This window comes from Bacillus sp. AFS023182, from assembly GCF_002560575.1.
Lineage (GTDB): Bacteria > Bacillota > Bacilli > Bacillales > Bacillaceae_G > Bacillus_A > Bacillus_A arachidis.
The window spans coordinates 75,396-101,569 of record NZ_NTRO01000013.1 but is presented as its reverse complement, the minus strand read 5'-3'; the positions used below and the strand labels follow the sequence as shown (position 1 = coordinate 101,569).

The 26,174-nt window shown below is 37.5% G+C and carries 31 protein-coding genes and 1 riboswitch; of the genes, 9 read left to right on the top strand and 22 right to left on the bottom strand.

Translation table 11 applies throughout. The annotated features are described in order from the left end of the window. Positions 1–79 precede the first annotated feature (79 nt). Positions 80–520, bottom strand: a complete 441-nt coding sequence (locus CN288_RS07090; protein ID WP_026594195.1) for a DUF86 domain-containing protein — start codon at positions 518–520, stop codon at positions 80–82. A gap of 147 nt (positions 521–667) precedes the next feature. On the opposite strand from CN288_RS07090, the gene glpX reads away from it, so the two are divergent. The 3 genes from glpX to CN288_RS07070 all read left to right on the top strand — a co-directional run bounded on the left by glpX (position 668) and on the right by CN288_RS07070 (position 2,798). After that, on the top strand, positions 668–1,639 hold the full coding sequence (gene glpX, locus CN288_RS07085; RefSeq protein WP_026594194.1) for a class II fructose-bisphosphatase: 972 nt from the start codon (positions 668–670) through the stop codon (positions 1,637–1,639). An 18-nt stretch (positions 1,640–1,657) separates the two neighbouring features. Further along, positions 1,658–1,924: a DUF3055 domain-containing protein gene (locus CN288_RS07080; RefSeq protein ID WP_003208880.1), complete on the top strand. Its 267-nt coding sequence runs from the start codon at positions 1,658–1,660 to the stop codon at positions 1,922–1,924. A gap of 373 nt (positions 1,925–2,297) precedes the next feature. Next, positions 2,298–2,798 carry a hypothetical protein gene (locus CN288_RS07070; RefSeq protein WP_026594193.1) on the top strand — a complete coding sequence of 167 codons (501 nt, stop codon included), beginning with the start codon at positions 2,298–2,300 and terminating at the stop codon, positions 2,796–2,798. A 40-nt stretch (positions 2,799–2,838) separates the two neighbouring features. Here the strand turns inward: CN288_RS07070 and CN288_RS07065 are convergent, their stop codons facing one another. Then, the gene (locus CN288_RS07065) at positions 2,839–3,111 is read right to left on the bottom strand and encodes a YutD family protein (protein ID WP_372440470.1); all 273 of its coding nucleotides are present in this window, start codon (positions 3,109–3,111) and stop codon (positions 2,839–2,841) included. A 148-nt stretch (positions 3,112–3,259) separates the two neighbouring features. On the opposite strand from CN288_RS07065, the gene CN288_RS07060 reads away from it, so the two are divergent. Further along, entirely contained in the window at positions 3,260–3,838 is a 579-nt protein-coding gene (locus CN288_RS07060) for a YhcN/YlaJ family sporulation lipoprotein (RefSeq protein WP_026594191.1), read from the top strand. Positions 3,839–3,878: 40 nt separating this feature from the next. On the opposite strand, the gene CN288_RS07055 is transcribed toward CN288_RS07060, so the two are convergent. Beyond that, positions 3,879–4,613, bottom strand: a complete 735-nt coding sequence (locus tag CN288_RS07055; RefSeq protein ID WP_026594190.1) for a MerR family transcriptional regulator — start codon at positions 4,611–4,613, stop codon at positions 3,879–3,881. Between the two features lie 142 nt (positions 4,614–4,755). Here CN288_RS07055 and CN288_RS07050 point away from each other — a divergent pair, with 142 nt between their 5' ends. The 4 genes from CN288_RS07050 to CN288_RS07035 all read left to right on the top strand — a co-directional run bounded on the left by CN288_RS07050 (position 4,756) and on the right by CN288_RS07035 (position 7,430). Continuing rightward, complete coding sequence (locus CN288_RS07050) at positions 4,756–5,535, top strand: YhfC family intramembrane metalloprotease (protein ID WP_026594189.1); 780 nt, start codon at positions 4,756–4,758, stop codon at positions 5,533–5,535. Positions 5,536–5,625: 90 nt separating this feature from the next. Next, positions 5,626–6,192 carry a histidine phosphatase family protein gene (locus CN288_RS07045; RefSeq protein WP_098302020.1) on the top strand — a complete coding sequence of 189 codons (567 nt, stop codon included), beginning with the start codon at positions 5,626–5,628 and terminating at the stop codon, positions 6,190–6,192. Between the two features lie 31 nt (positions 6,193–6,223). Next, positions 6,224–6,934 carry a GNAT family N-acetyltransferase gene (locus CN288_RS07040; RefSeq protein ID WP_098302050.1) on the top strand — a complete coding sequence of 237 codons (711 nt, stop codon included), beginning with the start codon at positions 6,224–6,226 and terminating at the stop codon, positions 6,932–6,934. 19 nt (positions 6,935–6,953) lie between these two features. Beyond that, entirely contained in the window at positions 6,954–7,430 is a 477-nt protein-coding gene (locus tag CN288_RS07035) for a YbaK/EbsC family protein (RefSeq protein ID WP_026594186.1), read from the top strand. 15 nt (positions 7,431–7,445) lie between these two features. Here CN288_RS07035 and CN288_RS07030 read toward each other — a convergent pair whose 3' ends face one another. After that, the gene (locus CN288_RS07030; protein ID WP_026594185.1) at positions 7,446–7,775 is read right to left on the bottom strand and encodes a DMT family transporter; all 330 of its coding nucleotides are present in this window, start codon (positions 7,773–7,775) and stop codon (positions 7,446–7,448) included. Between the two features lie 61 nt (positions 7,776–7,836). Then, positions 7,837–8,733 (bottom strand): lipoyl synthase, encoded by an 897-nt coding sequence (gene lipA / locus CN288_RS07025; protein ID WP_026594184.1) that lies wholly within the window; start codon positions 8,731–8,733, stop codon positions 7,837–7,839. Between the two features lie 190 nt (positions 8,734–8,923). Between lipA and CN288_RS07020 the strand changes: the two genes are divergently transcribed. Beyond that, complete coding sequence (locus CN288_RS07020; protein WP_026594183.1) at positions 8,924–9,922, top strand: M23 family metallopeptidase; 999 nt, start codon at positions 8,924–8,926, stop codon at positions 9,920–9,922. Between the two features lie 44 nt (positions 9,923–9,966). On the opposite strand, the gene yunB is transcribed toward CN288_RS07020, so the two are convergent. The 17 genes from yunB to gcvH form a co-directional block, all read right to left on the bottom strand. Continuing rightward, positions 9,967–10,704, bottom strand: a complete 738-nt coding sequence (yunB, locus tag CN288_RS07015; RefSeq protein WP_090693994.1) for a sporulation protein YunB — start codon at positions 10,702–10,704, stop codon at positions 9,967–9,969. A 55-nt stretch (positions 10,705–10,759) separates the two neighbouring features. Beyond that, on the bottom strand, positions 10,760–11,062 hold the full coding sequence (locus tag CN288_RS07010; protein WP_026594181.1) for a YunC family protein: 303 nt from the start codon (positions 11,060–11,062) through the stop codon (positions 10,760–10,762). A gap of 67 nt (positions 11,063–11,129) precedes the next feature. Next, the gene (locus CN288_RS07005) at positions 11,130–12,524 is read right to left on the bottom strand and encodes a bifunctional metallophosphatase/5'-nucleotidase (protein ID WP_441296550.1); all 1,395 of its coding nucleotides are present in this window, start codon (positions 12,522–12,524) and stop codon (positions 11,130–11,132) included. 306 nt (positions 12,525–12,830) lie between these two features. Further along, a complete protein-coding gene (locus CN288_RS07000; RefSeq protein ID WP_026594179.1) occupies positions 12,831–14,363 on the bottom strand; it encodes a thiol-activated cytolysin family protein in 1,533 nt (510 codons plus the stop codon). Positions 14,364–14,821: 458 nt separating this feature from the next. Further along, positions 14,822–16,219: a Fe-S cluster assembly protein SufB gene (sufB, locus tag CN288_RS06995; protein ID WP_026594178.1), complete on the bottom strand. Its 1,398-nt coding sequence runs from the start codon at positions 16,217–16,219 to the stop codon at positions 14,822–14,824. Between the two features lie 48 nt (positions 16,220–16,267). After that, on the bottom strand, positions 16,268–16,699 hold the full coding sequence (sufU, locus tag CN288_RS06990; protein WP_026594177.1) for a Fe-S cluster assembly sulfur transfer protein SufU: 432 nt from the start codon (positions 16,697–16,699) through the stop codon (positions 16,268–16,270). Next, complete coding sequence (gene sufS, locus CN288_RS06985) at positions 16,689–17,909, bottom strand: cysteine desulfurase SufS (protein ID WP_026594176.1); 1,221 nt, start codon at positions 17,907–17,909, stop codon at positions 16,689–16,691. The genes sufU and sufS overlap by 11 nt, the downstream gene beginning before the upstream one ends. After that, positions 17,909–19,201, bottom strand: a complete 1,293-nt coding sequence (gene sufD / locus CN288_RS06980) for a Fe-S cluster assembly protein SufD (RefSeq protein WP_026594175.1) — start codon at positions 19,199–19,201, stop codon at positions 17,909–17,911. The genes sufS and sufD overlap by 1 nt, the downstream gene beginning before the upstream one ends. Positions 19,202–19,216: 15 nt before the next feature. After that, positions 19,217–20,002, bottom strand: coding sequence for a Fe-S cluster assembly ATPase SufC (gene sufC / locus CN288_RS06975; protein WP_026594174.1), 786 nt, complete (start codon positions 20,000–20,002; stop codon positions 19,217–19,219). A gap of 237 nt (positions 20,003–20,239) precedes the next feature. After that, entirely contained in the window at positions 20,240–21,046 is an 807-nt protein-coding gene (gene metQ, locus CN288_RS06970; RefSeq protein WP_026594173.1) for a methionine ABC transporter substrate-binding lipoprotein MetQ, read from the bottom strand. A gap of 103 nt (positions 21,047–21,149) precedes the next feature. Beyond that, positions 21,150–21,962, bottom strand: a complete 813-nt coding sequence (metQ, locus tag CN288_RS06965) for a methionine ABC transporter substrate-binding lipoprotein MetQ (protein ID WP_026594172.1) — start codon at positions 21,960–21,962, stop codon at positions 21,150–21,152. Between the two features lie 27 nt (positions 21,963–21,989). Then, the gene (locus CN288_RS06960) at positions 21,990–22,655 is read right to left on the bottom strand and encodes a methionine ABC transporter permease (protein WP_026594171.1); all 666 of its coding nucleotides are present in this window, start codon (positions 22,653–22,655) and stop codon (positions 21,990–21,992) included. Further along, positions 22,648–23,673 (bottom strand): methionine ABC transporter ATP-binding protein, encoded by a 1,026-nt coding sequence (locus tag CN288_RS06955; protein ID WP_026594170.1) that lies wholly within the window; start codon positions 23,671–23,673, stop codon positions 22,648–22,650. The genes CN288_RS06960 and CN288_RS06955 overlap by 8 nt, the downstream gene beginning before the upstream one ends. Positions 23,674–23,981: 308 nt before the next feature. Then, positions 23,982–24,091, bottom strand: a riboswitch (SAM riboswitch). A gap of 125 nt (positions 24,092–24,216) precedes the next feature. Then, positions 24,217–24,561 carry a hypothetical protein gene (locus CN288_RS06945; RefSeq protein ID WP_026594169.1) on the bottom strand — a complete coding sequence of 115 codons (345 nt, stop codon included), beginning with the start codon at positions 24,559–24,561 and terminating at the stop codon, positions 24,217–24,219. A 151-nt stretch (positions 24,562–24,712) separates the two neighbouring features. Beyond that, positions 24,713–25,021 (bottom strand): thioredoxin family protein, encoded by a 309-nt coding sequence (locus tag CN288_RS06940; protein WP_090695086.1) that lies wholly within the window; start codon positions 25,019–25,021, stop codon positions 24,713–24,715. Positions 25,022–25,024: 3 nt separating this feature from the next. Further along, the gene (locus CN288_RS06935; protein ID WP_026594167.1) at positions 25,025–25,369 is read right to left on the bottom strand and encodes a toprim domain-containing protein; all 345 of its coding nucleotides are present in this window, start codon (positions 25,367–25,369) and stop codon (positions 25,025–25,027) included. A 418-nt stretch (positions 25,370–25,787) separates the two neighbouring features. Beyond that, the gene (gene gcvH / locus CN288_RS06925) at positions 25,788–26,171 is read right to left on the bottom strand and encodes a glycine cleavage system protein GcvH (RefSeq protein WP_026594166.1); all 384 of its coding nucleotides are present in this window, start codon (positions 26,169–26,171) and stop codon (positions 25,788–25,790) included. Positions 26,172–26,174: the final 3 nt, after the last annotated feature.

Here is a 26,174-nt window from a genome sequence, read left to right as displayed (position 1 = left end):
CTCATCCTTCTCCCTTTTTAGCCGTTTCTATCGATAAAAAAGATCCCCAAAAAGGCTAATGGGGATCTTATCCATACACTTATTCTGCTATGAATGCAGATACAGGTCCTAGTTCCTTTTCTAAGTAACGGCGAATATTCGCAGGGTATTTCTGTACCACAGCGATTTGTTTTTGAATCGTCGTATATAATTCTTCATGATTCATTTGAATATAATCTTGCATAAGCATTTTCCGAAGAAGAATCACTTCTTTTATTCCTGCTCCTTCTTCTCCACTTATGACTTTTTCATCCATTAAAATATCAATAATATCTTCATAACTTCCTGGATCACGCATAATAAATCCATCAATCATTGCATTTCCAACATCTAATATGCAATCAATGATAAGATGCGACATACGCTCTAATGCGTAATATTCAAAATCATTTTCATATTTCTTCTTCTCTTGAAATGTATCTACTACTTGTTCTAAACATGTTAATATTTGCTCTATTTTTTTTCTGTCTACAAAGTACATGAATGTCACCTACCTGGAAATTAAAGCATTTACATTTTAATTGTAACCGTTTCTTCTAAAAAAATCGACAATTTTTCGAATTCACCTTTCACGCGTTATTTGTTATAGTTATAACTGTATGATTTTTGAAATTGGAGGAATGCCACCTTGGAACGTGAACTCGCATTAGAAATTGTCCGTGTAACAGAAGCAGCAGCCTTAGCATCCGCACAATGGATGGGCCGCGGAAAGAAAAACGAAGCAGATGATGCAGCAACTACTGCTATGCGTAATATGTTTGATTCAGTAAACATGGCAGGTACTGTTGTAATTGGCGAAGGAGAGCTTGATGAAGCACCAATGTTATATATTGGTGAAAAACTGGGAACAGGTAACGGCCCAGAAGTAGATATCGCCGTTGATCCATTAGAAGGTACAAACATTGTTGCAAAAGGTCTTGCAAACGCAATGGCAGTTATTGCAGTCGCAGATAAAGGAAACCTTCTTCATGCTCCGGATATGTACATGGAAAAAATCGCGGTTGGTCCAAAAGCAGCTGGTAAAATCAGCTTAGATGATCCAATTGAAAAAACAATTGAAATTGTAGCAGAAGCAAATAATAAAAAAATCCGTGACCTAACGGTTATCGTCCAAGAACGTGACCGTCATCAAGAAATTATTGACCGTGTTCGTACAAAAGGTGCACGTGTAAAATTATTCGGTGATGGCGATGTTGGCGCGTCAATCGCAACAGCTCTTCCAGGAACAGGTATCGATTTATTCGTTGGTGTTGGCGGCGCTCCAGAAGGCGTTATCTCTGCAGCAGCATTAAAGTGCCTTGGAGGCGAAATGCAAGCACGCTTAGTACCAATGAACGAAGAAGAAGAAGCACGTTGCCGTAAAATGGGATTAGAAGACCCTCGTCAACTTCTTATGTTAGACGACCTAGTATCTGGTGATGATGCAATCTTCTCAGCAACTGGTGTATCTGCTGGCGAGTTATTAGATGGTGTAAAATTCCTTGGCGGAGACTTAGCAGAAACATATTCTATCGTTATGCGCTATAAAACAAGAACAGTACGCTTTATTAAGACGCATCACCATTTAGATCATAAACCTCACTTAAACTTAGATATTTAAAAAAGGAGCTTTTGTAGTATGGAAGAACGTTTCTTTCTTTACGACGATACAGTCGATACAAAAACGCGTTTCGTTAGCTTTATGGGAGAAAATGAGCGCCACGATTTAGCGCTTTTATACTCCGATCGTCATTACGGTAAAACAATCGTCCTTGATATGCAACGCAATAAATTTGCAATTATCGGCACTGACGATTTAAACGAACCAGGCTACTTAGAGCACGCTTTTTCTGTATCTGAAGAAATTGCAGAAGAACTGCGCTCATTCTTATTCGAACTTATATAGTATTATGCACCAGCTATTATAGTAGCTGGTGTTTTTTTACATAATTTATTTTGAATTTTCAATCTTTCGTGTTATACTTATGAGCAAATCTATTTGGAAGAAAGGACGTCTACTACGTATGCCAACATTTACTTTGTAATGGAGCAGCAATTGAATAGCATTACTCTCAAAAAAGCTACATGCTTTTTCAAGGGAGTAGTCTGTTCATTTCCCATTGCAAAGGAACGTAACGCATCTGTAGTATGATGTTTTACGGAGGTTCCTATAAGGGGAACCTCCTTTTATTTTTGTCTATTTCTTCTTTATTCATACTGCAAGACATCCAAATAGCTGTATTACGTTCCTTTACCCAATATATACGAGGTGAAGGAAAATGCAGAAAGTACAACTTTCTTGGAATTTATATGAGAATGAATTTGAAACGACAGTCGAAAAGCATTGTAAAAATTGCGGGCATACCACCCTTTTTACTGATACGAACATTCGTAGACATAACGCAAACGGAAAGAACATTTACCGCTTTGCGATTTATAAATGCCAAAAAGGGCATACGTGGAATAAGAAACTCCACATTTATAAGTCGTTTTCTGAACATGTCGAAACAATCGATGTGTTTCAACAGAAACAAGCTGAAACAACGACTACCATCTCGATTATGCAATATAAAGAAAATGGCACGACAGAAATAGCCATTGTATTAGAAACAGTCGTGGGCTCCCATCGTATTGATAAAGCACTAGCTGCATACATTTCAGATTTGAGCCGTACGGCAATTGTAGACAAAATCAAAAATGGATACATCCAGTTGAATGGTCAGAAGATGAAATCAAATACAACACTTTCTGAAGGTGACCTCATTTCAATTTGCTTGTAAAAAAGAATTCCTCTTACGCCTACCGTAAGAGGAATTCTTTTTACTTCTTCACTTTTCGTAACACAAAGTATGCACAACCAAAATTACAGTATTCGTATAAGTACTCCGATAATGTACTAATTTTCGTATCATATGTCGCACGTTGGTTACTATCATCAAAAAATCCGCGCAATCTGAGTTGATCGTAACCCCAGTCACCAACGATATAATCATATTTATTTAAAATTTCTGCATAGCGCTCTTTAAATGCTTCTTCACGAAAACCGTTACGATAGTCTGTAATTACTTCGTACTGAACATTATTTATGTTCATCGTAGCATAACTCTCCTGCTTTTGCTCCATCATAAACTTCCTTTCTAAGCATTCTTCTTTTTATCGTATCACAAAGCATAGCAACCAACAATTTCAAATACAAAAAATTGAAAAGTAGTAAATGCTATGGAGAAGGAGGTGATATCTCGTGAAAAAACAAATTGTACTCTCCCTTCTCACTCTTTCCTTATTTGCAGGCTGCCAAACAGCAAATAAAGCTGAAATGGAACGTGAGGAAGGCAGCCGTGTTCTTGTTTCCAATAAAGATGACATGTATCATACAGAAAATACAAATACGAGGCTTACAAGAGTCGGATACTCTTCTAAGCAAAAGGATGAAGTATCTAACAAACAAGTAGGGGCGATTAACCGTGAGAAAGTAGCAGAAATGATTACAAATATGACTGTAAATCTGCCTGACGTAACAAATGCTGCTACACTTGTCACTGATGATGAAGTATTTGTTGTATATCGTGCCAATACAAGTAATCCCGCACTTGTAACAGATCAAGTGTATAAAACCGCTTTGTCCATCGTTCCTCGCTATTATAAAGGATATGTATCAACAGACCAAAAGTTGATTTCGCAAATTCAAGGACTTCAGTCTGGTACGTTAAATGATAAGGAATATGAACAAAGTCTTGATATGTTAAAGCGTGAAATGAGTAAAAATCCGCATATAAATAACACTCAAAATCCCACGCTAAATGACATGATTAAGAAATAAAAAAGATGGCGGCTGCCTACTTGAGACAGCCCCATCTTTTTTATTTCTTACGATTATCTGCATATACCGCCATAGCATCACACATAAACTGTGCCAATCCTTCTCCAAACTTATCAATATTTTTTGTAAAACGTTCATCATCCACATACATTTGTCCTAATCCTTTGAACGCCTCTAATGAATATTGACCAAAGTCTTGCAAGTACTCATACCATACATGAATTGCTTCTTGTGCTTCTTTAGAATCAGGCGCACCATTCCGAAGCTCCGCTAGCTTTCTATAAATGTTATTAAAGTCTTCTTGCTTTTCCTTAGTCATACCAGCAGCTGTCTTATTTGCTTTATCTATAGCCTTGTCTCCCCATCGTGCGCGAGCTTCCTCTTCATATGGATTATGACTAAAATCGAAGCCTTCAAATTTTTCTTTATTCGTCATTTCAATCTCTCCTTTTGTATGCTTAATTGTCTTATCAATTGTCGCAATCACCTTATCCAGCCTAGCACGCTTCTCAAGCAACATTTTCCGATGCATCTGAAGCGCCTCTTCCCTGTCAAATGAAGGACTACTGATAATTTCTTTAATTTTCTTTAAAGGGAAGCCAAGTTCTTTAAAAAATAAAATTTGCTGCAATCTCTCTAGATTTTCATTGGAGTACAGACGATATCCCGACTCTGTCGTCTCGTCTGGGGTTAGAAGCCCAATTTCATCATAATGATGCAGTGTGCGCACACTAATACCAACTAAATCGGCTACTTCTTTTACCCGCATTTTCATTGTTTCGCCCCCCCTCAGTACATACAATAAAGTATTACGCAACGTGAGAGTCAATAGAAAAACTCTTTTTTGATAAAAATAAACGATTTCTTTGATTCGCTGTATAATAGAAGAGTACATACATGAGAAAGTGGTGAAAAATATGATTTCAAATGCTGTAATTGGTAGTATGATTCTTCAACTAGCAATATCGGTTCTCGTTCCAATTATTGTACTGATTTATTTTCGAAAAAAATATCATATAAACTGGAAAGTAGTTGGAGTTGGTATTCTTATTTTTATTGGATTTACCCAAATCCTAGAAACGCCATTCCACCTATTCATGCGCGGAAATCCAGCAACAGCTAAGATTTTAGAAAACCCATTTATCTTTGCGATTTACGGCGGACTTACCGCTGGTATTTTTGAAGAATTAGGACGTTTTGTCGCCTTCTTCTTCCTATTAAAAAAATCCCAAGAATATAAAGATGGTCTTGCGTACGGAATTGGACACGGCGGAATGGAATCCATCTTAATTGGTGGTTTCGCTGGACTCCAAACTCTTACCTTTGCAACATCCATTAACAACGGAAGCTTCGCTCAAATGGTTGAAAAATTACCTGAGCTAAGTCGTGTACAAGATGCTTTAATACAAGCACCTGCTTACTTGTATTTACTCGGCAGCTTAGAAAGAATTATGGCACTTGTCCTGCAAATCGCCTTCACGATGCTTGTCATATACGCAGTAAAACAGAAAAAATATATTTTCCTCGTATATGCTGTGCTATTCCATGCCTTCGTAGACTTCTTTGCAGCTCTTTATCAAAGACAAATAATCAACGTATTTGTTACAGAAGGTATCATCTTTATTTTTACAATTTGCGCTTTCATTCTGATTCGTAAAATGAAGGACAAATTAACAATTGAACCGAAAAAAAGCTAAGTCCATGCGGCTTAGCTTTTTTGTATAGAGGACTTTTTTTCCTATTTGTCGAAGTATGTATGGTCAACTTGAAAAAATGAGGGATAGATTTTGAAAAAACTTATCGTAGTGCGTCACTGCTCAGCAACTGGACAAGAACAAGAGGCTGAATTAACAATTGCAGGAAAAAAACAAGCACACTTCCTTGCTGATTTCCTCATACAAAATAACCTGCAAATAGAGTCCATTGTTTCAAGCCCTTTCACTCGCGCCATTCAATCCATTACGCCATTCGCATCACAGAACAATTTACCAATCAAAGAAGATGAACGATTAACAGAGCGTATACTGAGCAGTGCTCCAATGAAAGATTGGATACACAAACTAGAATATACCTTTACAAATATAGATATTGCCTTTTCAGGCGGAGAGTCAACAAAACAAGCGATGGAACGTGCCATATCGCTTATTAACGATATTTTAAAACAAGAACATTATGTAACGCTGCTTGTTACACACGGAAACTTGTTAACGCTTATTTTAAAACACTTTGATGAACGTTTTGGTTTTAATGAGTGGAAAAACTTAAGCAATCCTGACGTTTACGAAATTACAATCTCTGAACAAACAACAATTCACAGATTGTGGGGGAAGACCGTTGAAAATCGTTACACATGATAACATTGAACAGGAACATATTTGCTGTGCCATGTCAGACAAAAAAGTAAAACGTGGTGTCGAGCTCAAAAAAGCATGGCTAAAAAATCGATTTGAAGAAGGACTTGTGTTCAAAAAACTAGATGTGAAAGGAAAAGTGTTCATTGAATACATTCCAGCTGAGTATGCATGGGTGCCTATCTCTGCACCAAAATACACATGTATCAATTGCTTTTGGGTCTCAGGGCGTTTCAAAGGGCAAGGATACGGCGCACAGCTCTTAGAAGAATGTATCCAGGATGCTAAAGCGCAAGGAAAGCATGGAATCGTTGTTATTTCTAGTAAGAAAAATAAACCCTATTTATCAGACGGTAGCTATTTAAAGAAAAAAGGGTTTCAATTATGTGATACAGCACCGCCTTATTTTGAATTACTTGTATACAAATTTGATCCAAGTGCTCCTTCACCCCATTTTACAGCAAGCGCCAAAGATATGAAGATTCCAAATCAAAACGGCTTAGTCGTCTATTATACAAATCAGTGTCCTTATACTGATTATTACATTCATCAAGAATTAACCAATATAACGCAACAATATCACATCCCTTTTGAATGCATTCAGTTGACATCGCGAGAAGATGCGCAGCATGCTCCTTGTGCCTTTACAACATACGGAGCTTTTTATAACGGAAAATTTTTAACACACGAAATTTTAAGTGCGAAAAAATTTGAAAAGTTGATGATGAACATAGAGCAAATCTAGAAAGGGGTATTAACAAAATATGTACGAAGAAGTAATCTCTTTATTACATAAAACAAATGCTTCCTACGAAAAATTTGAACACGAACCAGTTCTCGATTACGAAACAGATCGTGTCATTCGTGAACGGCTTGGCTTACAAGGAACTCCTAGTAAAAGTTTATTTTTAAAATCAAAATCTGGATCCTATTATGTGTTCTTCACATTAGAAGGAACTCGTCTCGAGAGAAACGAAATGAAGGAAATCACAGGAGAGCGCTTATCAATTTGTTCACCTGATGAACTAAGAGAACAAACGGGTTGTATTCCCGGATGCGTCGCTCCTTTCGGCTATTCACAGGATGTAACGATTATTGTGGATCATTCCGTCTATGCCTACGATAAAATTCTAATTACACCGGGTGTCCCAGAATTTACAATTGAATTATCCACAGAAGAATTGAAAAAGATTTTATCCACATGTCAAAATACTGTTTTAGAATATAAGAAAGAGAGCTGATTTCAGCTCTCTTTCTTAGTGAGCACTAGATCCAGACATATTTAGCACAGCTACTCCGCCTATAATAAGCACTAATCCCACTGCCGTTTGCCACGTAAAGACATCTTTCCATACAAGTACACCAATGAGTGCTGTTAAAGCTGTTCCTACCCCTGACCAAATCGCATACGCCGTACTAAGTTGTATATGCTGCAATGCTTTAGACAGGAAGAAAAATGCTGAAGCAAACCCTAACACTACTCCTATGCTTGGCAACACTTTTGTAAAACCATTGGATACCTTTAGCATCGTTGTCCCAAATACTTCACTTACAATCGCAATTGCTAAAAATAGAAAAGCCTTCATACTATTTTCCCCCTAAAAAAAGATCCCTCTTAGCAATCTCACTAAGAAGGATTCTTTCTCATTATTTTGCTTCTGCAGTATTTTCCTTCGCAGAACGTACTTGCTCATCTGCATGGTAAGAAGAACGAACAAGCGGGCCAGCTTCACAGTGGCTAAATCCTTTGCTAAGCGCAATTTCTTTTAGCTCTGCAAATTCTGCTGGTGTGTAATATTTAATAACTGGTAAATGCTTTTTAGATGGTTGTAAGTATTGTCCAAGCGTTAAAATATTCACATTGTTCGCACGTAAGTCGTCCATTGCTTCAATTAAATCTTCTCTTGTTTCACCTAGCCCCACCATAATACTAGATTTAGTTGGAATATCAGGTTGCATTTCTTTTGCACGACGTAAAAACTCTAATGAACGATCATATTTTGCTCTTGCGCGAACTCGGTCAGATAATCGACGTACTGTTTCAATGTTATGGTTCAAAATATCTGGTTTTGCATCCATTAACATTTTTAAGTTTTCTTCTACCCCGCCCATATCAGATGGTAACACTTCAATAGACGTGAATGGATTATTACGACGAACAGCGCGTACTGTTTCAGCAAAAACAGCTGCTCCGCCATCCTTTAAATCGTCACGTGCAACCGCTGTTATAACAACGTGTTTTAAACCCATTTGTACAACAGAATCTGCTACGCGTTCTGGCTCTTGTAAATCAAGCTCTGTTGGTAAGCCTGTTTTAACCGCACAAAAACGACAAGCACGTGTACAAACCGCACCTAAAATCATAAATGTTGCTGTTTTTCTTACAGCCCAACATTCGTGAATATTTGGACATTTCGCCTCTTCACAAACGGTATGAAGCTGCTTAGAACGCATCATTTTCTTTAAGCCTGTATAGTTTTCATTTGTATTTAACTTAATTTTCAACCATTCGGGCTTGCGCTTATATTCTGTTTGTTTTGTCATGTTATCAACTCCGCACAATATGAAATAGTTTACCGTGTTCGCTTCTTTCAATGTAACATATCTATTCTAACGTATGAAAGCGATTTGCTCAAATGAAGATTCCAAGAATTTTTACCAATGATTTACTATAATGAAATATCTCGTATATCCCACACTAAAGAGAGTGATGTTGTGAAAGGAGTTTATTTTCATGCTTCGAAAGATTGCCCTATTTCTTTCTATTTACTTTTTTCTTGGACAAGGTATTGCCTATGGTGAAGTGGATCAAAAACAAATATACGAAAAACGCATGACACTGTATAAAGAAACTGAAAAAGATACCAATATTCCATGGTATTATGTAGCTGCAATTGATCAATATGAACGCAATATTCGAAGCGTAAGGAAAGATATTCCGAAAAAGCCTGATGCGATCATTTCGATTTACTTCAAACCAGAAGTGTGGGCTGGCCCTGCCAATAGTTCAACTAATGATACTCTCCCCCATACAATTTCTCTATTTGGCGGTATTGGTTTAGATGGAGATAAAGATGGACTAGCAGATGCAAATAACGACCGAGATCTTTTACACACAATGGCAACTATTATTAAAAAACAAGGTACATCAGAAGATCGTATGAAAATTATGCTATGGGAATATTATAGACGTGCAAAAACGGTTGAATTAATTACCAAGTATGCTCGTATTTATAAGCACTATGGCCGTATTAACTTAGAAGGAAATGCTTTCCCTCTTCCTGTCAATAGCGATAATAGTTACCGTAGCACATTTGGCGCTGGGCGTAGTTTTGGCGGAAGACGTATTCATGAAGGCACCGATATTTTTGCAGGCTATGGCGTACCAGTAAGATCTACTTGCTACGGCATTATTGAAACAAAGGGTTGGAACCGCCTTGGCGGCTGGCGCATCGGCATTCGCGATTTATATAACAATTATCATTATTACGCACATTTAGGCGGGTTTTCAAAAGAAATACAACTTGGACAAATTGTCGAACCAGGAAAAGTCATTGGCTTTGTCGGTAGCACAGGTTACGGTCCCCCTGGCACAGCTGGGAAGTTCCCTCCACACTTACATTTTGGATTATATAAGGACAACGGATATACAGAGTGGGCTTTTGATCCATATATGCATTTAAGTTTGTGGGAGCGAAAAGAACGTGCGAATTTAAAAAACAACCGTAGCTAATCGCTACGGTTGTTTCCTTATAAATCCACGATATCTTTTCAAACTTATTCATCCGCTTTCTTCCCTTTACTATCTGGCACAAAAACTCCGCCGCTTCCATAATAAGATGGTACCTCACCTTGTACGATCCGCGTCGCAATTGGAATATTTTGTTTCACTGTAATTTCTTTTGTACGAAATGGGATAATTACCTGTAGCGTAACATTCACTTCCATAACAACTTCAATCGCCGTATTGTTAATTCCATGTGGTTTTACATTTTGCTTAATATCCGTACTTACATGACCAATTGTTGTAAAATCAATTGGAATATCTGGCCCTAAATTACCAAGAAGTGCATTATCCGTTATGCGTCCAAGAGGAACAGACATCGACACGCCGCTCTCTTCCGGCAGACCGAGCGCCTTCATATCCCCCTTCTCTACTTGATGCAAATATTTTTCTATGTATGCAGTAGTCGATGTCAAAATCTCATTTACTTGTTTTGTATTTAAATCGATTGTAGATACTTTTCCATTCTTATCATTTTGTACTTTCATTAATGAATCGACATCAAATCCTTCATTAATTCGATCCTTTACCGCTTTTGTCATCACAACCGTTGCCATTTTATGTGTCTGCATTTCCCCATACTTAATCAATGTAGGTTGAATACTTTTATTCACAATCCAGAACCCTTGTAAAGTTAACAATAAAAAAAGGATAAACGAAATGAGTAGTACATGCCGAAAAGGAAGCGGTCCTTTTCGAAACCGCGAAGCTTTTGGACGAAATGTACGCATAACAAAACCCTCCTTCTTATATCATTTCTATGCAAGAAAGAGGGACGATATATGCTTATATCATTTTTAATAACGCATCTTTTCCAATTGTTCCTGCTGGAATGCCTAAAGCTTCAGCTCCGGTCGTTACCGATTCAAGCGGCGCTTCAAGAAGCTGTTCAATCGTTCTCACCCCAACTGCGCGGCCAGCAATAATTCCTCGGTCTCCTAACTTCTCGTTTAGTAGACCAACATCTAAAGCACCACACATAATATATCCTTTATCGCTCATAACAGCCAGCAAATTTGTTTTCGGAAGCTTTACACTAACGGCTATAAACGTATAGTTATCAATGATAATTGGTTCAACATTCACCATAGTTCACACACTCCCCTCTTTCTTATCTTTATGAAAAGAGAAAAATGGGTGTTACAAATTAACTAGCCTATAATTTAATTGAAGAATTATGAGTTATCAACATCTCCATTAACACATCTCTTAATAACTCTGGCATATAATATTGCTTTTCAGAAAGTGTGGATAGTTCTGGGTATAAGTACCCAAATGTAAACATGTCAATCGTTCCGACAGTGTATATACGCTCTAGCTCTAAAGATTCTCCATTGATTAATACATCTTCGAGTAAAATTTTATTTCCAGGAATTTTATCTGGGATAACTTCGAGGCCATCATAAATCATTTTTCCCATCACTTTTCCGCGAAAGCCCAGACCTTTCACTTCAAGCTGTTCCATATTTGGACGACGTGCTTTTAAAATAACTTCTCTTAATACTTTACCAGACACTTGCAATGCACATGGATTAATAGGATGTGGACAAATGCGGTGGATATCCCCTCGCGTTACAATCCCTTCTTTTAACCCTTCTAATAATACACCCGCATTCACCATACCAACTTCAGCATTACACCACTCTTTTAATGCGCTTGCCAGCATACTAGCAAATGGTGTTTCCTTAAACCAATCAATTGGTAATGGCTCCTTCAATTCAATTACAGGCTCTGCCATTATGCTTTTACTTTCTTCTTGTAACATCTCAATTGTGGATAACGGTTTGCTATAAGCACTTAAACGCTCTGTTTTAATCGCTCTACCATCCTTTTTCAACACCTGCCCGGTTTCCTTATCCACAGTAAGCTGCACATGGCCGACGTAACGTCCCCACTTTTCACAACAACAAAGCAAAGTTCCATTCACGAGAACACTACGCTCAAATAGGTGATGTGTATGCGCTCCTAAAATTACATCGATATCATAATTCTTCGCCATATACTCATCGGCACTTTTCCCAAGATGCGAAAGTACAACTGTAATATGCGCTTTATCTTTTACTTCTGCCAAAATGGATTCTAAATGTATCATCGGATCTTCAATATGCCAACCTAGCATTTCATAAAAATCAGGATAAGCTACCGTTAAACCGATAAAAGCTACCATAATTCCTTCTGTAGTTGTATGGAGAGTATACGGTTTCGCCCAATCAGGACGCGTTCCATCTCTTTCAAATAAATTAGCTACAAGCACCTCAAAATTCGCTTCACCATATAAATGTTCAAGATGGTCTTTCGCTAATGTAATTCCTTCATTATTTCCTATCGTTACATAATCATATAACGCCTCGTTTAACAATTTCGTATTGCCTTGTCCATTCGTTGCTTCCGTTATGCGATGAAAACGATCCACATGATCGCCAATATCTAATGTAAAAACAGACTCTCCTGCTTTCTGTCTACGCTTTTTCTCTTCTTGTACAAACCGAGAAATCCGCGGCCAGTTTTCAAAATGACTATGTATATCATTTGTATGATAAAGGTGAATGATTGTTTCTTTATTGATATCCAGAGAAAAAACCTCCTCTCAGTTCCTTACTGCCTTTTACGCTATGCGCTTGCGATAATCCTGTAAATACTTTTCGCCTTTTCTTGCTATTTTACATTGTACTCTCATTAAAGGAAAAAGCAAAAGATTCTCCTCGGTCTCATATACAACATAATTATCATAAAAGGATAATAACTATCCATATTGATTTAACGCTACTAATTGTTGTTTATCGTCAATCGATCGATATATTTGCAATCAAGTAAAAAGCGCCCTGTAAACAGGACGCTTCGGACGTATATGTTATCTTTAATTATGACTAATATTAGCGGTTGGGTATAATGTCGTTCCTCCAATTGAAACTTTTATTTCATTTGTTAATGGAACATTTTGTTCATTAATAATTGTTCTCCACCATTCCCATGCAAGACCTGTACATTCTCTCGCTACGACTTTTACATTTTTTGAATTCGGCGGAAGTGGTATGACTGTAGAGTAATGAGCCGTTTTGTCTCTGCCGTTTCCTTCCCAAGTCTTATGTATTAGTACTTCTTTTCCATTTTGATCATATGAGAATTCATCCCAAGATACGTCAAATTGAGCAACATATGCCCCATAATGATCAAGCGTCATTTTAGCACTGGAATATTCTGTAGTTGTAGTCTCAATATAATCTGTATTGTTATGAACAGCAGCAGTTGCGTTATCTTTTAAGAAAGTGCTTGTATATGAAATTGGGTATGCTGGGTTTTTAGGGCTTAATTCTGCATTATCTTTAATGATATTTCGTATTTCATTAAAATCTTTTGTAACAACTTTGTTATGCTCTTTTGCATCTCCGCCTAATACTACAGCGGTAAAGGTACTGTCTTCAAAAATATCTTTGTACTGTCCACTCGTTTCAACACTGTTATCCTTAAGTAAGGCTTTAAAAGCAGCTTGTACATCTTTGCTCTTAGAAGTTGTTTCTAATTTCACATAAACTGTTCTGCCATAAGCTACATTTGACACCATAACAGGCGGAGCCGTATTACTTACCCCTTTACGAGTTAACTCTGGAAAAGTAACGCTATTATCAAAAAGGTCGGATGGATTGTTAGGTAGTTCTGCACTTACGGTATAGAATATTTGCTTATATGCCGCAACCATCACTTTTTTCTCTCCATTTGCAATCGCATTAAAGTCAATGTTCAGCCCATTATCAAGATATTTAGCGTTAACATTAAGAGCACTTGCTATTTGAGATTTACTATAAACCATAGATTCTGTATACTGCATTCTTGCAGGTAACGTATGTGTTGTTGAATACTTTTCATTCCAAGTAGATACTAAATCATCTACTGCTCCAGACACATTACTATATGTTGGATTTTGGACAGTTATTGTATTTTCTTTTCTCATACCAGGTAAGTCTATACTAATATTCAAAGGTTTTCTCTTAGCCACTAATAAACTAGGTTGATTATCTGCAAAAGCTTTATTTGCAAGTTGTACTGCTCCTGGATAAGTACGATTAGCCACAGAATCAATAATCGAAATATCTACTGGTGAAGTTGTAAGTGATTTTTTCTCACGTTCAACTACTACAAATTTACCATTTGAATTTATACTTTCCTTCGGAACAAAACTCTCTACTTTATCACCATTTACTGCTAAAACCTCTTGATTATTATACTTTAGATTTGCTATGCCAGTATCAATGTCACTAGCTTGTTTTGATGTATTAGCTGAGTTACTTTTAGGTGTTTCAGCGAAGGAAATAAACGAATAATTAATAGTGCAAAAGCCGATTAATAAACTTGCTAGTAATTTTGTTCCTTTAGAATTACTTGGAATTTTCACAATAATCCCTCCTTTTTATTATGAAAATTATATCACGCAATTTTAATATTTGTATATTGATAAATTTTTTATTATTCACTCAAAACGGATAGTTTTTCAGTGTCTTCCATGCACCCGATCCTTTTTACTTCTTAACATAAGCCTATAAAGCAAAACCTTTATCATACAATTTCGATATTTTTATATTGATAAAAATTTTTTATTCACTCAAAGTAGACAGTTTTTCAGCCGCTTTTCACATGTCGAACATCATCGCAAAGTCTTTATCCCGCATTAACAAGCAGTAAAGGCTGAAGAAGAGCGGGGAAGAAAACTGCCCGTAAAAGCCCGATCGGTTCAACTAACCCTCAGTAAGAAAAACATCACTGAGGGAAGTTTCACTTTATATCATGTCAAAGCGCCGATATATTTGCTCCAATAAAAAAGCGCCCTGTAAACAGGGCACTTCTACTTTTAAATTAACCGATAGAACCTTCCATCTCAAACTTGATTAGGCGGTTCATTTCAACTGCGTATTCCATTGGAAGTTCGCGAGTGAATGGCTCGATGAAGCCCATTACGATCATTTCTGTAGCTTCTTGCTCAGAAATACCGCGGCTCATTAGATAGAATAATTGTTCTTCTGATACTTTTGATACTTTCGCTTCATGCTCAAGTGAAACGTAATCATTTTTGATTTCGTTGTAAGGAATTGTATCAGATGTAGATTGGTTATCCATGATTAACGTGTCACACTCGATGTTAGAGCGAGAGTTTTTCGCTTTTGGTCCGAAGTGTACGATACCACGGTACGTTACTTTACCACCATGTTTTGCAATCGATTTAGAAACGATTGTTGAAGATGTATTTGGTGCTAAATGAATCATTTTCGCACCAGCATCTTGATGTTGGCCTTTACCAGCAATCGCGATAGATAATGTTAAACCACGAGCGCCTTCGCCTTTTAAGATAACTGCTGGGTATTTCATCGTTAATTTAGATCCGATGTTACCGTCAATCCATTCCATCGTTGCGTTTTCTTCACAAACCGCACGTTTTGTAACTAGGTTATATACGTTGTTCGCCCAGTTTTGGATTGTAGTGTAACGGCAATATGCATCTTTCTTAATGATGATTTCTACTACCGCACTGTGCAGTGAGTTTGTTGTGTAAACAGGAGCTGTACAACCTTCTACATAATGTACATGTGCGCCTTCATCTACGATGATAAGCGTACGTTCGAATTGTCCCATATTTTCAGAGTTAATACGGAAATACGCTTGAAGTGGTGTTTCAACTTTAATACCTTTTGGAACGTAGATGAATGATCCACCAGACCAAACTGCAGAGTTTAATGCTGCGAATTTGTTGTCAGTTGGTGGGATTACTTTTCCGAAATGCTCACGGAAAATATCTTCGTTCTCTTTTAATGCGCTATCTGTATCTTTGAATACGATTCCTAGAGCTTCTAGATCTTCTTTCATGTTGTGGTATACAACTTCAGATTCGTACTGCGCTGATACACCTGCTAAATATTTTTGCTCAGCTTCTGGAATACCTAATTTATCAAATGTCGCTTTAATTTCATCAGGTACTTCGTCCCAAGACTTCTCAGATTTCTCAGATGGTTTTACATAGTACGTAATTTCATCGAAATCTAAGTCGTTTAAGTCGCCGCCCCATTGTGGCATTGGCATTTCATAGAACTTATCCAGTGATTTTAAACGGAAGTCTAACATCCACTGTGGTTCTTCTTTCATACGTGAAATCTCTTCAACGATTTCTTTTGTTAAACCGCGTCCAGCACGGAAAATCGAAACGTCTTTATCCTTGAAACCATATTTGTAATCGCCGATATCTGGCAGTTGCTTCGCCATGTTGGTATGTCCCTCCTTAGATAACCTCGTGTTTAGGACCCTCTTACATTACTTATCCTCGTTTAAGCCTTTTTCTAAAGCTTTCCAAGCTAATGTTGCACATTTAATACGTGCAGGGAACTTGCATACGCCTTGTAATGCTTCAATATCTCCTAAATCTACGCTGTCATCATACTCTTTTCCTAGCATCATGTCAGAGAAAATTTTAGAAAGCTTTAGTGCTTCTTCAATTTTCTTTCCTTTTACTGCTTGTGTCATCATCGAAGCTGAAGACATGGAGATTGAGCATCCTTCTCCTTCAAACTTCGCTTCTTGTACAATTCCATCTTCTACCTTCATCGTAAGTTGAATACGGTCGCCGCAAGTTGGATTGTTTAAGTTAACGGTAACACTATCTTCTAACACGCCATGGTTACGCGGATTTTTATAATGATCCATAATAACTTGACGATATAACGTATCTAAATTATTAAATGACATTTGTGAAATACTCCTTTGTTTTCGTTAGCGCTTCAACAAATGTATCGATTTCTTCTTTTGTATTATATAAATAGAAGCTTGCACGTGCTGTAGAAGAAGCTTTTAGCCACTTCATTAGCGGCTGTGCACAGTGATGACCTGCGCGAACCGCAATACCTTCTACATCTAATACTGTTGCTACATCATGCGGATGTACCTCATCAATATTAAATGTAACAAGACCAGCGCGATGCTTTGGACCATAAATTGTAACGCCATCTACTTCTGATAGTCTTTCTAAAGCGTACTGCGCTAATTCATGTTCATGCTTTTCAATATTATCAAGACCGATTTCTTCTAGAAAATCAATTGCCGCTCCAAGTCCGATCGCATTACCGATAATCGGTGTACCTGCTTCAAACTTCCACGGAAGCTCTTTCCACGTAGAATCTTGTAAGTCTACGAAATCAATCATTTCGCCGCCAAATTCAACTGGCTCCATATTGTCTAGCAATTCTTTCTTACCATATAATACGCCGATACCTGTAGGCCCGCACATTTTATGAGCGGATAATGCGTAGAAATCACAATTTAAATCTTGTACATCTACTTTCATATGAGGTGTACTTTGCGCACCGTCTACGACCATAATTGCACCGTTTTGATGAGCGATTTCTGCAATTTCCTTTACAGGGTTAATCGTTCCAAGTACGTTAGACACATACATGATAGAAACGATTTTTGTATTCGGTGTAATTGTTTGACGAGCATCTTCAATAGAGATTGTTCCGTCTGGTTGAAGCGGAAGATATTTTAAAGTCGCGCCTGTTTTCTTCGCAACTTGTTGCCACGGAATGATGTTACTATGGTGCTCCATGTAAGAGATGACAATCTCATCGCCTTCTTTTACATTTTCCAGGCCATAGCTCGCTGCTACTGTATTTAATGCAGTTGTTGTTCCGCGCGTGAAAATAATTTCTTCCATTGATTTCGCGTTAATAAACTTGCGAACTTTCTCACGTGCACCTTCATACGCATCGGTAGCTTTTGTACCGAGCGTATGAACACCGCGATGCACGTTAGAATTATATTCTTTATAGTAACGTTCTAACGTTTCAATGACTTGAATTGGTTTTTGAGAAGTTGCTGCACTATCGAAATAAACAAGTTGTTTGCCGTTTACTTTTTGATCAAGAATTGGAAACTGTTTGCGTATTTCATGAATATCCATTAGCGAACTTTCCTTTCAATTACCTCAACAAGCTGTGCTTTTACTCCTTCAATTGGAAGCTCATTTACTACAGGTGCTAAGAATCCATGGATGACTAAACGTTCTGCCTCTTTCTTCGGAATACCACGGCTCATTAAGTAGTATAGTTGTACTGGATCTACGCGGCCTACAGAAGCTGCGTGACCTGCCATTACATCGTCCTCATCAATTAGAAGAATTGGGTTTGCATCACCGCGTGCTTTTTCATTTAACATAAGAACACGAGAAGATTGTTGTGCATTTGATTTAGATGCACCGTGTTCAATCTTACCAATTCCGTTAAAGATAGATGTTGCACTATCTGTTTGTACACCGTGTTTTAAGATGAAACCTTCAGAGTGTTTACCGAAATGAACAACTTTTGTTGTAAAGTTTTGCGTTTGGTTACCACGGCCAATTGTTACTGTTTTTGTATCAGCAAATGATCCGTCGCCCATTAAGTTCGTTACGTTCTCTGAAATTGTATTTCCGTCATTCATAAGACCTAATGCCCACTCAAGACGGCCGTCACGACCAACAACGCCGCGGCGATTTACGTAAGATGTTACATCTTTCGCTAATAGATCAACTGCACCAAATTTCACTTGTGCACCTTGTTCTACAATTACTTCAGCCACGATATTTGCAATACCTGTAATATTTTCGTTTGCTACGTAGTTTTCTACGTATGTTGCAGAACTGTTAGCATCAGCTACAAATAATACGTGGTTATATACGTTTGCTTCTTCGCCGTCTACTAAGAATACAGCTTGAAGTGGTGTTTCAAGAACAACGTTTTTCGGAACATATACAAATGCACCGCCGTTGATTAATGCTGCATGAAGTGCTGTTAAACGATGTTCATCCACTTTCACGCCGCCCTGCATTAAGTACTTTTGTACTAGTTCAGCATGCTCAGTTGCAGCTGTTACGATATCTGTGAAAATAACACCTTTTTCTTTTGCTTCATCAGCTAAAGAAACAAATGCAGTTGTACCAGTGCGTTGTACAAGTACACTATTATTTTCATCGATTAAATTTTTCACTGCTTCTGGAAGTTCTGCTAAAGAACTTACAGGCTCTTGCTTAGGAGTAGCGCCTTTTCCGATAAAGTCCCATTTATCAATTTTTGTTTTATCAGGCGTTGGCATTGGAAGTTCAGTTGCTTGTGCAAGAGCTTGTAAGCGGAACTCAGTCAACCAAGCAGCTTCGTTTACTTCGCTTGCGCGCTGACGGATTGTTTCTTGATCGAAAGGTAATGTACCGATTGTCATGTTTATGCTCCTCTCTTACGCTTCTTGCTCTGCTGTTTCGTCTTCAATACCTAATTCTTTTTTGATCCAGTCGTAACCTTCAGCTTCTAAACGTTGTGCAAGCTCAGGGCCACCAGATTTAACAATGCGACCGTTCATCATAACGTGAACGAAGTCTGGAGTGATATAGTTTAATAAACGTTGGTAATGCGTAATCATTAGGCAACCGAACTCTTCGCCGCGCATTTCGTTAATACCTTTAGATACAACTTTTAATGCATCGATATCAAGACCAGAGTCGATCTCATCTAAGATTGCGATTTTTGGCTCAATCATCATTAATTGAAGAATTTCATTACGTTTTTTCTCACCGCCAGAGAAACCTTCGTTTAAGTAGCGTTGTGCCATTTCTGGATCCATTTCTAGGAATTCCATATTTTTATCTAATGTACGGATAAATTTCATAAGAGAAATTTCATCGCCCTCTTCGCGTCGTGCGTTAATTGCAGAACGTAAGAAGTCAGCGTTTGTTACTCCGCTAATTTCACTTGGATATTGCATTGCTAGGAATAGACCCGCTTGTGCGCGCTCATCTACTTCCATTTCTAATACATCTTCACCGTCGATTACGATGCTACCTTCTGTTACTTCATATTTTGGGTGACCCATAATTGCAGAAGATAAAGTTGATTTACCCGTTCCGTTAGGTCCCATAATTGCGTGGATTTCTCCACCTTTTACTTCAAGGTTTACACCTTTTAAAATTTCTTTACCATCGATTGATACATGTAAGTCTTTAACCGTTAATGTAGAACCAGCCATCTCAATACCTCCATTAATCCTATATATACATTTTAAAAATTCCTAAAACGTTCACATTCTCATTTTATTCTCATTCTAATTTTATATCAAATAAAATGATATCGCAAACACTGAAAAAAAGTAACAATTTTTTCACAAATGTACATAAGTATTTCCCTCACATCCTACTATGATACACCTTTCTTCTTATTTATATAAAGAAAAAAGGACTGGAAATTTCCTAGCCCTTTCCTACGCCTATTCACTTACTGGAAGTACTGCTCCCTTGTACTCTTTCTTAATAAAATCTTGAATTTCTTTCGAGTGTAACACTTCTACAAGCTCTTTAATTTCTTTTCTATTTTCGTCACCTTTACGAACGGCAATAATATTTGCATAAGGAGACTCTGATCCTTCAATAGCAATTGCATCTTTTGTTGGGTTTAATTTTGCATCAATTGCATAGTTTGAGTTAATAAATAACGCATCACCTTCATTATTTTCGTATAACTTTGGTGAAAGCCCTGGCTCAACATCTGTTTTAAACTTCAAGTTCTTTGGATTCTCGACAATATCTTTGACTGTTGCTTTAACGATATCTACACCATCTTTCAGTTTAATGACGCCGCCTTTTTGCAATAATGCAAGCATACGACCACGTTCTGCTACGTTATTACTCATAATTACCGTTCCGTCATTTGGAAGGTCTTTTAAACTTTTATACTTCTTAGAATAGATTCCCATCGGTTCTAAATGAATTTTTCCTGCACTTACAATTTTATATCCTTTTTCTTGAATCTCTTTATCTAAATAAGGGATATGTTGAAAATAATTCGCATCAATGTCTTTATCAGCTAACGCTTTATTTGGTAATACATAATCTTGGAATTTTTTAATTTTTAATTTAATACCTTTTTTCTCTAAAATAGGCTCTGCTTTTTCTAAAATAACAGCATGTGGTACATTAGATGCTCCCACAACAAGTGTCTTTTCATCTTTCCCGCCGCAAGCAGCTAATGCAAATACAAAGACTGCTATAAAAATGGATAATATAATTTTCTTCATTAGGTTTCACCCTCTTTTTTGTAATTTTTAGAATTTTTATCGCATATGAGTTTTACTAGGTACAAAATAAGAGCTGGCATTTACCAGCCCTTTTTATAACCTATTATTCTTTTACAGGAACAACAGCTCCCTTATATTCTTTATTAATAAAGTCTTCGATTTCTTTAGAATGTAACACTTCTATAAGAGCTTTAATTTCTTTTTTATCTTTATCGCCTTTACGAACGGCAACTACGTTTGCATATGGAGAGTCATTTCCTTCAATTGCAATCGCGTCTTTCTCTGGGTTTAATTTTGCATCAATCGCATAGTTTGAGTTAATTAAAACCGCATCGCCTTCTTTATTGTTATACACTTGTGGTAATAAACCAGGCTCAATATCTGTTTTGAACTTCAAGTTTTTCGGATTTTCTGCAATATCTTTCGTAGTTGCTTTAACAGGATCTAGACCATCTTTAATTTTTAAAATACCTTCTTTTTGTAAGATTGCTAAACCACGTCCATGGTCAGCAACAGAGTTACTCATAATAATTGTTGCTCCGTCTGGAAGGTCTTTTAAGCTTTTATATTTTTGAGAATATACTCCTATTGGCTCTAAGTGAATTTTCCCTGCTACTTCAAAATCATATTTTTTATCTTTTATTTCTTTTTCTAAGTATGGAATGTGCTGGAAGTAGTTTGCATCTAAGTCCTTATCTGCTAATGATTTATTCGGAAGCACGTAGTCTTGGAATTTTTCAATTTTTAATTCAATTCCTTTTTTCTCAAGTAAAGGTTTTGCCTTTTCTAAAATAACAGCATGCGGTACGTTAGAAGCTCCCACAACAAGTGTCTTTTCATCTTTATCTTTCCCACCACAAGCTGCTAGCCCAAAAATTGAAGTTGAAATAAGTGCTGTAAGTAATAATTTTTTCATGATATAAACACCCTTCCCCGTTTTATTTTATCGTTTATCAATTCGAGTTGTAACAAAATCACCAATAAATTGAATCAAGAAAACAACGAGTAATACACAAATTGTTGCTACAATGGTCACATCGTTATTTCCACGCTGGAATCCTTCTAAATATGCCAGTGTACCAAGCCCACCAGCACCTACAACACCAGCCATTGCTGTATAACCTACTAGAGCAATTGTCGTTACCGTAATACCAGATACAAGCGCTGGAAGCGATTCCGGAATCAATACCTTCCAAATAATTGTGCTTGTTTTCGCTCCCATTGCCTTTGAAGCTTCGATCACGCCTTTATCAATTTCACGAAGTGCGATTTCAACCATCCTTGCATAAAACGGTGCTGCTCCAATAATTAAAGCCGGTAGTGCTGCGCTTGCTCCAAGAATTGTTCCAAGAAGAATCTTCGTAAATGGAATTAATAAAATAATTAAAATGATAAATGGAATAGAACGAAAAATATTTACAAATGCTCCAATCCCTGTGTGAATCGCTTTGTTTTCCCACAAATTATCCTTTGCCGTCATGAAAAGTAACAATCCTAAAATAAGACCGAAACCAAATGTCGCAAGTGCTGCGATTGCCGTCATATATAATGTTTCACCTGTCGCTTCTAGCATTTGATTCCAATCTACATTTGCGAGTAACTTATCCATGTGCAATCACCTCCAGCTCTACTTGATCTTGATGTATTCCTTGAATTGCTTGCTGGATCGCTGTTTCCTCACCGTTTAAATGAACGACTAAACTGCCGTAAGAGCCGTTATTCGTTTGTGCGATATTCCCTTGCAAAATGCTAACTTCAATATCACTGCGTTGCATTAGCCTTTGAAGTACGGGACGTTCTACCGCTTCACCAATAAACTGCAAGCGAATTACTTTTCCATCTGGATACTTTTCTATTAAACTCTCAATTGTTTCATTTGTATCTTCTGAATCAGTTAGCTGCTGTACAAATCTTTTTGTAATATCCTGTTTTGGATTACGGAATACGTCAAGTACAGGACCACTTTCTACAATCTTCCCTTTCTCCATTACCGCAACGCGATTACAAATTTTTCGAATTACGTGCATCTCATGTGTAATTAGTACAATTGTCAAACCGAGGCGCTTATTAATATCTAATAGTAAATCTAAAATTTGATCTGTCGTTTCTGGATCAAGAGCCGAAGTTGCTTCATCACATAGAAGAACTTTTGGATTATTCGCTAACGCTCTCGCGATACCGACACGCTGCTTTTGCCCACCGCTCAATTGAGATGGATATGCGTCTCCTCTTCCTTCTAATCCAACAAGACGAATTAACTCTTCCACACGCTTTCTTCTTTCCGCTTTATCAACACCCGCAATTTCAAGTGGAAAAGCGATATTTTCACGTACAGTTCGTGACCAAAGTAAGTTGAAATGTTGAAAAATCATTCCGATTTCTTGTCTTGCCTTGCGAAGTTCATTACCAGTAATTGCTGAAATAACACGATTAGCTATCGTGATCTGTCCGGAAGTTGGTTTCTCTAATTGATTAAACAACCTAATCAAAGAGCTTTTTCCAGCACCACTATATCCAATAACACCAAAGATTTCGCCTTTCTCTATTTGTAAATTGGCATTATCCACAGCAGTGACATCACCGCTTTTTGACTTATATATTTTCTTTACATTTTCTAATAAAATCATGATGTTCACCCCTTTTTTTATTTAAAAAGCATAAGCGGCTTGCTCAGAACAAGAGGGTGTTGGAACCCCTGACGTAGAGGTGCTTCTTACCTCGCAGGAAGAGGTGAAACGACCGACTGTTCTAGCCGCTGAAGCTGGCGCGGCTCGCTCAGGTTCACTCTACAATTTTTTTATTTTTTCATGTGAGTAATCTTTCGCTCTAGCTCCTCTTATTATTCGAATGTCCTCCTCATTCAAACAACAAAAAAACCTTTCTGCCCCTAGAATGAGCAGAAAGGTTTATATGCATATATCAACATGATCCCTTCCTCTCATCTCTCAAAGCATTTGCTTTGCAGGAATTGGCACCATTTCAACATAAAAGTTGACGGTTGCCGGGCTTCATAGGGCACAGTCCCTCCACCTCTCTTGATAAGAGAAATCAGATTAAATTTTCGTCTGATTTGAAATTTATTAAATTGTCTATATTTTATGACTTGAATTGTATCAACATACAATCACTATGTCAACAAAAAAAATCGCAAAAAGTAAAACTTCAGAATATTAAGCACCTACTCGCATTGGTTTACATATGTGAAATACTGATTCTAATAATAGCATCGTACGATACGTTCCGTTATATTGAACACATCCGCTATTCACCAATGTTTGTAACCTAATATTCCCAGTAACTAACCTCCGTAAGTTTTCTTCCTGAAAGCAAATCAATTGTTCTGTTCCGCGCGCCTCTTTCAAAACTTGTATATACTCTCTTGAAATCTGAAGTGAGCACCTCTCGTCTCCTAAACGAAAATTGATTGTTTTTTCCCCTTGCCGAAGAAGCGGTTCTAAATGGTATTGTGCATTAGCATATGTTACAAATGATTGAAGCAACGAATATAATCCCATTCTAGTCACATCCTTCATATCACTTTCTACTAATACCATTCCATCTTCTCAAAGAGCAATCCTGTTACTTTCTCTCGACAAATAACGTACTACTTCTATCTTTCAGGCATATTTCCCAAGAAATATGTCGAGGCGGCAAAAACTTTGCCGCCTACTGTAATTCTTTATATAAATATTCAACCGAATGAAATGCATATATTTTCTTTATAAGTGTTCCCCGCTCAAATACGAGTAAACAAGGTACACTTTCTACTTCATACTCTTGCGCTAAATGAGGTGCATAGTTTAAATCTAACATTCCTATTTCCAATTCAGATATAGTAGCTTCTACCACTGTTAACATCTTCTTTGCTAATTGGCATGTTCCACACATCGGTGTATATACATATAATACTGTTTTTTCTTGGTCTGCTATTAGAGCTGTTACTTCAACACCTGTCCAGTCAATCACTTCTATCATTCCTTACCGTAAATATTCTGTATAAACGTCAATGTCAGCTCCCCATAATACGTTCGCTAAATGATTAGAAGGAGCAGTTGCCACTTCACGATACGAACGATCAATGTAAATATGCTCAGCTTGCGGGAATTCTTTCCGAAATTGTTTTCTAAGCTTCTCTCCTGCGGCATCAGCATCCACTAGTACATATACATCTTTATCAAAAAACTGATCAATGAGTTCATCCATTTTCGACAAACCAATTGTACCATTTGTACAAACAATTTCCACTGGTTCCCGAATAATAGATTCAATCTTTCTTCTATCTGATTTTCCTTCGACAATAATGACTTTCTCTACATAGACCATATGTCATCACCCGATCACCATATACTATAAAAACAACCTTACTTTAGTATATAGTATATTCGATATTTTCATGTTGTTTCCTGTTTATTTTTGCAAAGAAAAGCGGAAGCGGCTCGCTCAGAACAGGAAGACGTTGGCGCTTCTGACGAAGAGGCGCCCTTTGCCTCACAGGAAGGAGCGAAACGACTGACTGTTCTTGCCGCTGAAGCTAGACATCAAGAAAAGCGGAAGCAGCTCGCTCAGAACGGGAGGACGTTGGAGCTTCTGACGAAGAGGCGCCCTTTGCCTCGCAGGAAGGAGCGAAACGACTGACTGTTCTTGCCGCTGAAGCTAGACATCAAGAAAAGCGGAAGCGGCTCGCTCACAGTGCAAAATAAAAGGGACAGCACATAGGCTGTCCCTTTTATTTCGATTAAAATTAGTCTTGGTTTGTCATTTCTGCGTATTGTTCTGCAGATAATAACTTCTCTACTTCACTTGCATCAGAAAGTTCAACTTTAACCATCCATGCACCTTCGTACGGAGATTCGTTAACAAGTTCTGGTTGATCGCTTAATTCTTCGTTTACTGCCACAACTTTACCACTTACAGGTGCGTATAATTCAGAAACTGTTTTAACAGATTCTACGCTGCCGAATGGCTCGTCAGCCTCAATTGTTGCACCTACTTCAGGAAGTTCAACGAATACGATATCGCCTAACTCACTTTGTGCGAAATGAGTAATACCGATAACAACTTGGTTGCCTTCAGTTTTTACCCATTCGTGTTCTTCAGAGTAACGTAAATGATTTGGAATGCTCATGAC

What these genes read in the sequence shown, in the direction of transcription:
- CN288_RS07090 (WP_026594195.1), bottom strand. Translation starts at nt 520, where the DNA reads ATGTACTTTGTAGACAGAAAAAAAATAGAGCAAATATTAACATGTTTA.
- CN288_RS07080 (WP_003208880.1), top strand. Translation starts at nt 1,658, where the DNA reads ATGGAAGAACGTTTCTTTCTTTACGACGATACAGTCGATACAAAAACG.
- CN288_RS07070 (WP_026594193.1), top strand. Translation starts at nt 2,298, where the DNA reads ATGCAGAAAGTACAACTTTCTTGGAATTTATATGAGAATGAATTTGAA.
- CN288_RS07065 (WP_372440470.1), bottom strand. Translation starts at nt 3,111, where the DNA reads ATGAACATAAATAATGTTCAGTACGAAGTAATTACAGACTATCGTAAC.
- CN288_RS07055 (WP_026594190.1), bottom strand. Translation starts at nt 4,613, where the DNA reads ATGAAAATGCGGGTAAAAGAAGTAGCCGATTTAGTTGGTATTAGTGTG.
- CN288_RS07050 (WP_026594189.1), top strand. Translation starts at nt 4,756, where the DNA reads ATGATTTCAAATGCTGTAATTGGTAGTATGATTCTTCAACTAGCAATA.
- CN288_RS07040 (WP_098302050.1), top strand. Translation starts at nt 6,224, where the DNA reads ATGTCAGACAAAAAAGTAAAACGTGGTGTCGAGCTCAAAAAAGCATGG.
- CN288_RS07035 (WP_026594186.1), top strand. Translation starts at nt 6,954, where the DNA reads ATGTACGAAGAAGTAATCTCTTTATTACATAAAACAAATGCTTCCTAC.
- CN288_RS07030 (WP_026594185.1), bottom strand. Translation starts at nt 7,775, where the DNA reads ATGAAGGCTTTTCTATTTTTAGCAATTGCGATTGTAAGTGAAGTATTT.
- lipA (WP_026594184.1), bottom strand. Translation starts at nt 8,733, where the DNA reads ATGACAAAACAAACAGAATATAAGCGCAAGCCCGAATGGTTGAAAATT.
- CN288_RS07020 (WP_026594183.1), top strand. Translation starts at nt 8,924, where the DNA reads ATGCTTCGAAAGATTGCCCTATTTCTTTCTATTTACTTTTTTCTTGGA.
- yunB (WP_090693994.1), bottom strand. Translation starts at nt 10,704, where the DNA reads ATGCGTACATTTCGTCCAAAAGCTTCGCGGTTTCGAAAAGGACCGCTT.
- CN288_RS07010 (WP_026594181.1), bottom strand. Translation starts at nt 11,062, where the DNA reads ATGGTGAATGTTGAACCAATTATCATTGATAACTATACGTTTATAGCC.
- sufB (WP_026594178.1), bottom strand. Translation starts at nt 16,219, where the DNA reads ATGGCGAAGCAACTGCCAGATATCGGCGATTACAAATATGGTTTCAAG.
- sufU (WP_026594177.1), bottom strand. Translation starts at nt 16,699, where the DNA reads ATGTCATTTAATAATTTAGATACGTTATATCGTCAAGTTATTATGGAT.
- sufS (WP_026594176.1), bottom strand. Translation starts at nt 17,909, where the DNA reads ATGGATATTCATGAAATACGCAAACAGTTTCCAATTCTTGATCAAAAA.
- sufD (WP_026594175.1), bottom strand. Translation starts at nt 19,201, where the DNA reads ATGACAATCGGTACATTACCTTTCGATCAAGAAACAATCCGTCAGCGC.
- sufC (WP_026594174.1), bottom strand. Translation starts at nt 20,002, where the DNA reads ATGGCTGGTTCTACATTAACGGTTAAAGACTTACATGTATCAATCGAT.
- metQ (WP_026594173.1), bottom strand. Translation starts at nt 21,046, where the DNA reads ATGAAGAAAATTATATTATCCATTTTTATAGCAGTCTTTGTATTTGCA.
- metQ (WP_026594172.1), bottom strand. Translation starts at nt 21,962, where the DNA reads ATGAAAAAATTATTACTTACAGCACTTATTTCAACTTCAATTTTTGGG.
- CN288_RS06960 (WP_026594171.1), bottom strand. Translation starts at nt 22,655, where the DNA reads ATGGATAAGTTACTCGCAAATGTAGATTGGAATCAAATGCTAGAAGCG.
- CN288_RS06955 (WP_026594170.1), bottom strand. Translation starts at nt 23,673, where the DNA reads ATGATTTTATTAGAAAATGTAAAGAAAATATATAAGTCAAAAAGCGGT.
- CN288_RS06945 (WP_026594169.1), bottom strand. Translation starts at nt 24,561, where the DNA reads ATGGGATTATATTCGTTGCTTCAATCATTTGTAACATATGCTAATGCA.
- CN288_RS06940 (WP_090695086.1), bottom strand. Translation starts at nt 25,021, where the DNA reads ATGATAGAAGTGATTGACTGGACAGGTGTTGAAGTAACAGCTCTAATA.
- CN288_RS06935 (WP_026594167.1), bottom strand. Translation starts at nt 25,369, where the DNA reads ATGGTCTATGTAGAGAAAGTCATTATTGTCGAAGGAAAATCAGATAGA.
- gcvH (WP_026594166.1), bottom strand. Translation starts at nt 26,171, where the DNA reads ATGAGCATTCCAAATCATTTACGTTACTCTGAAGAACACGAATGGGTA.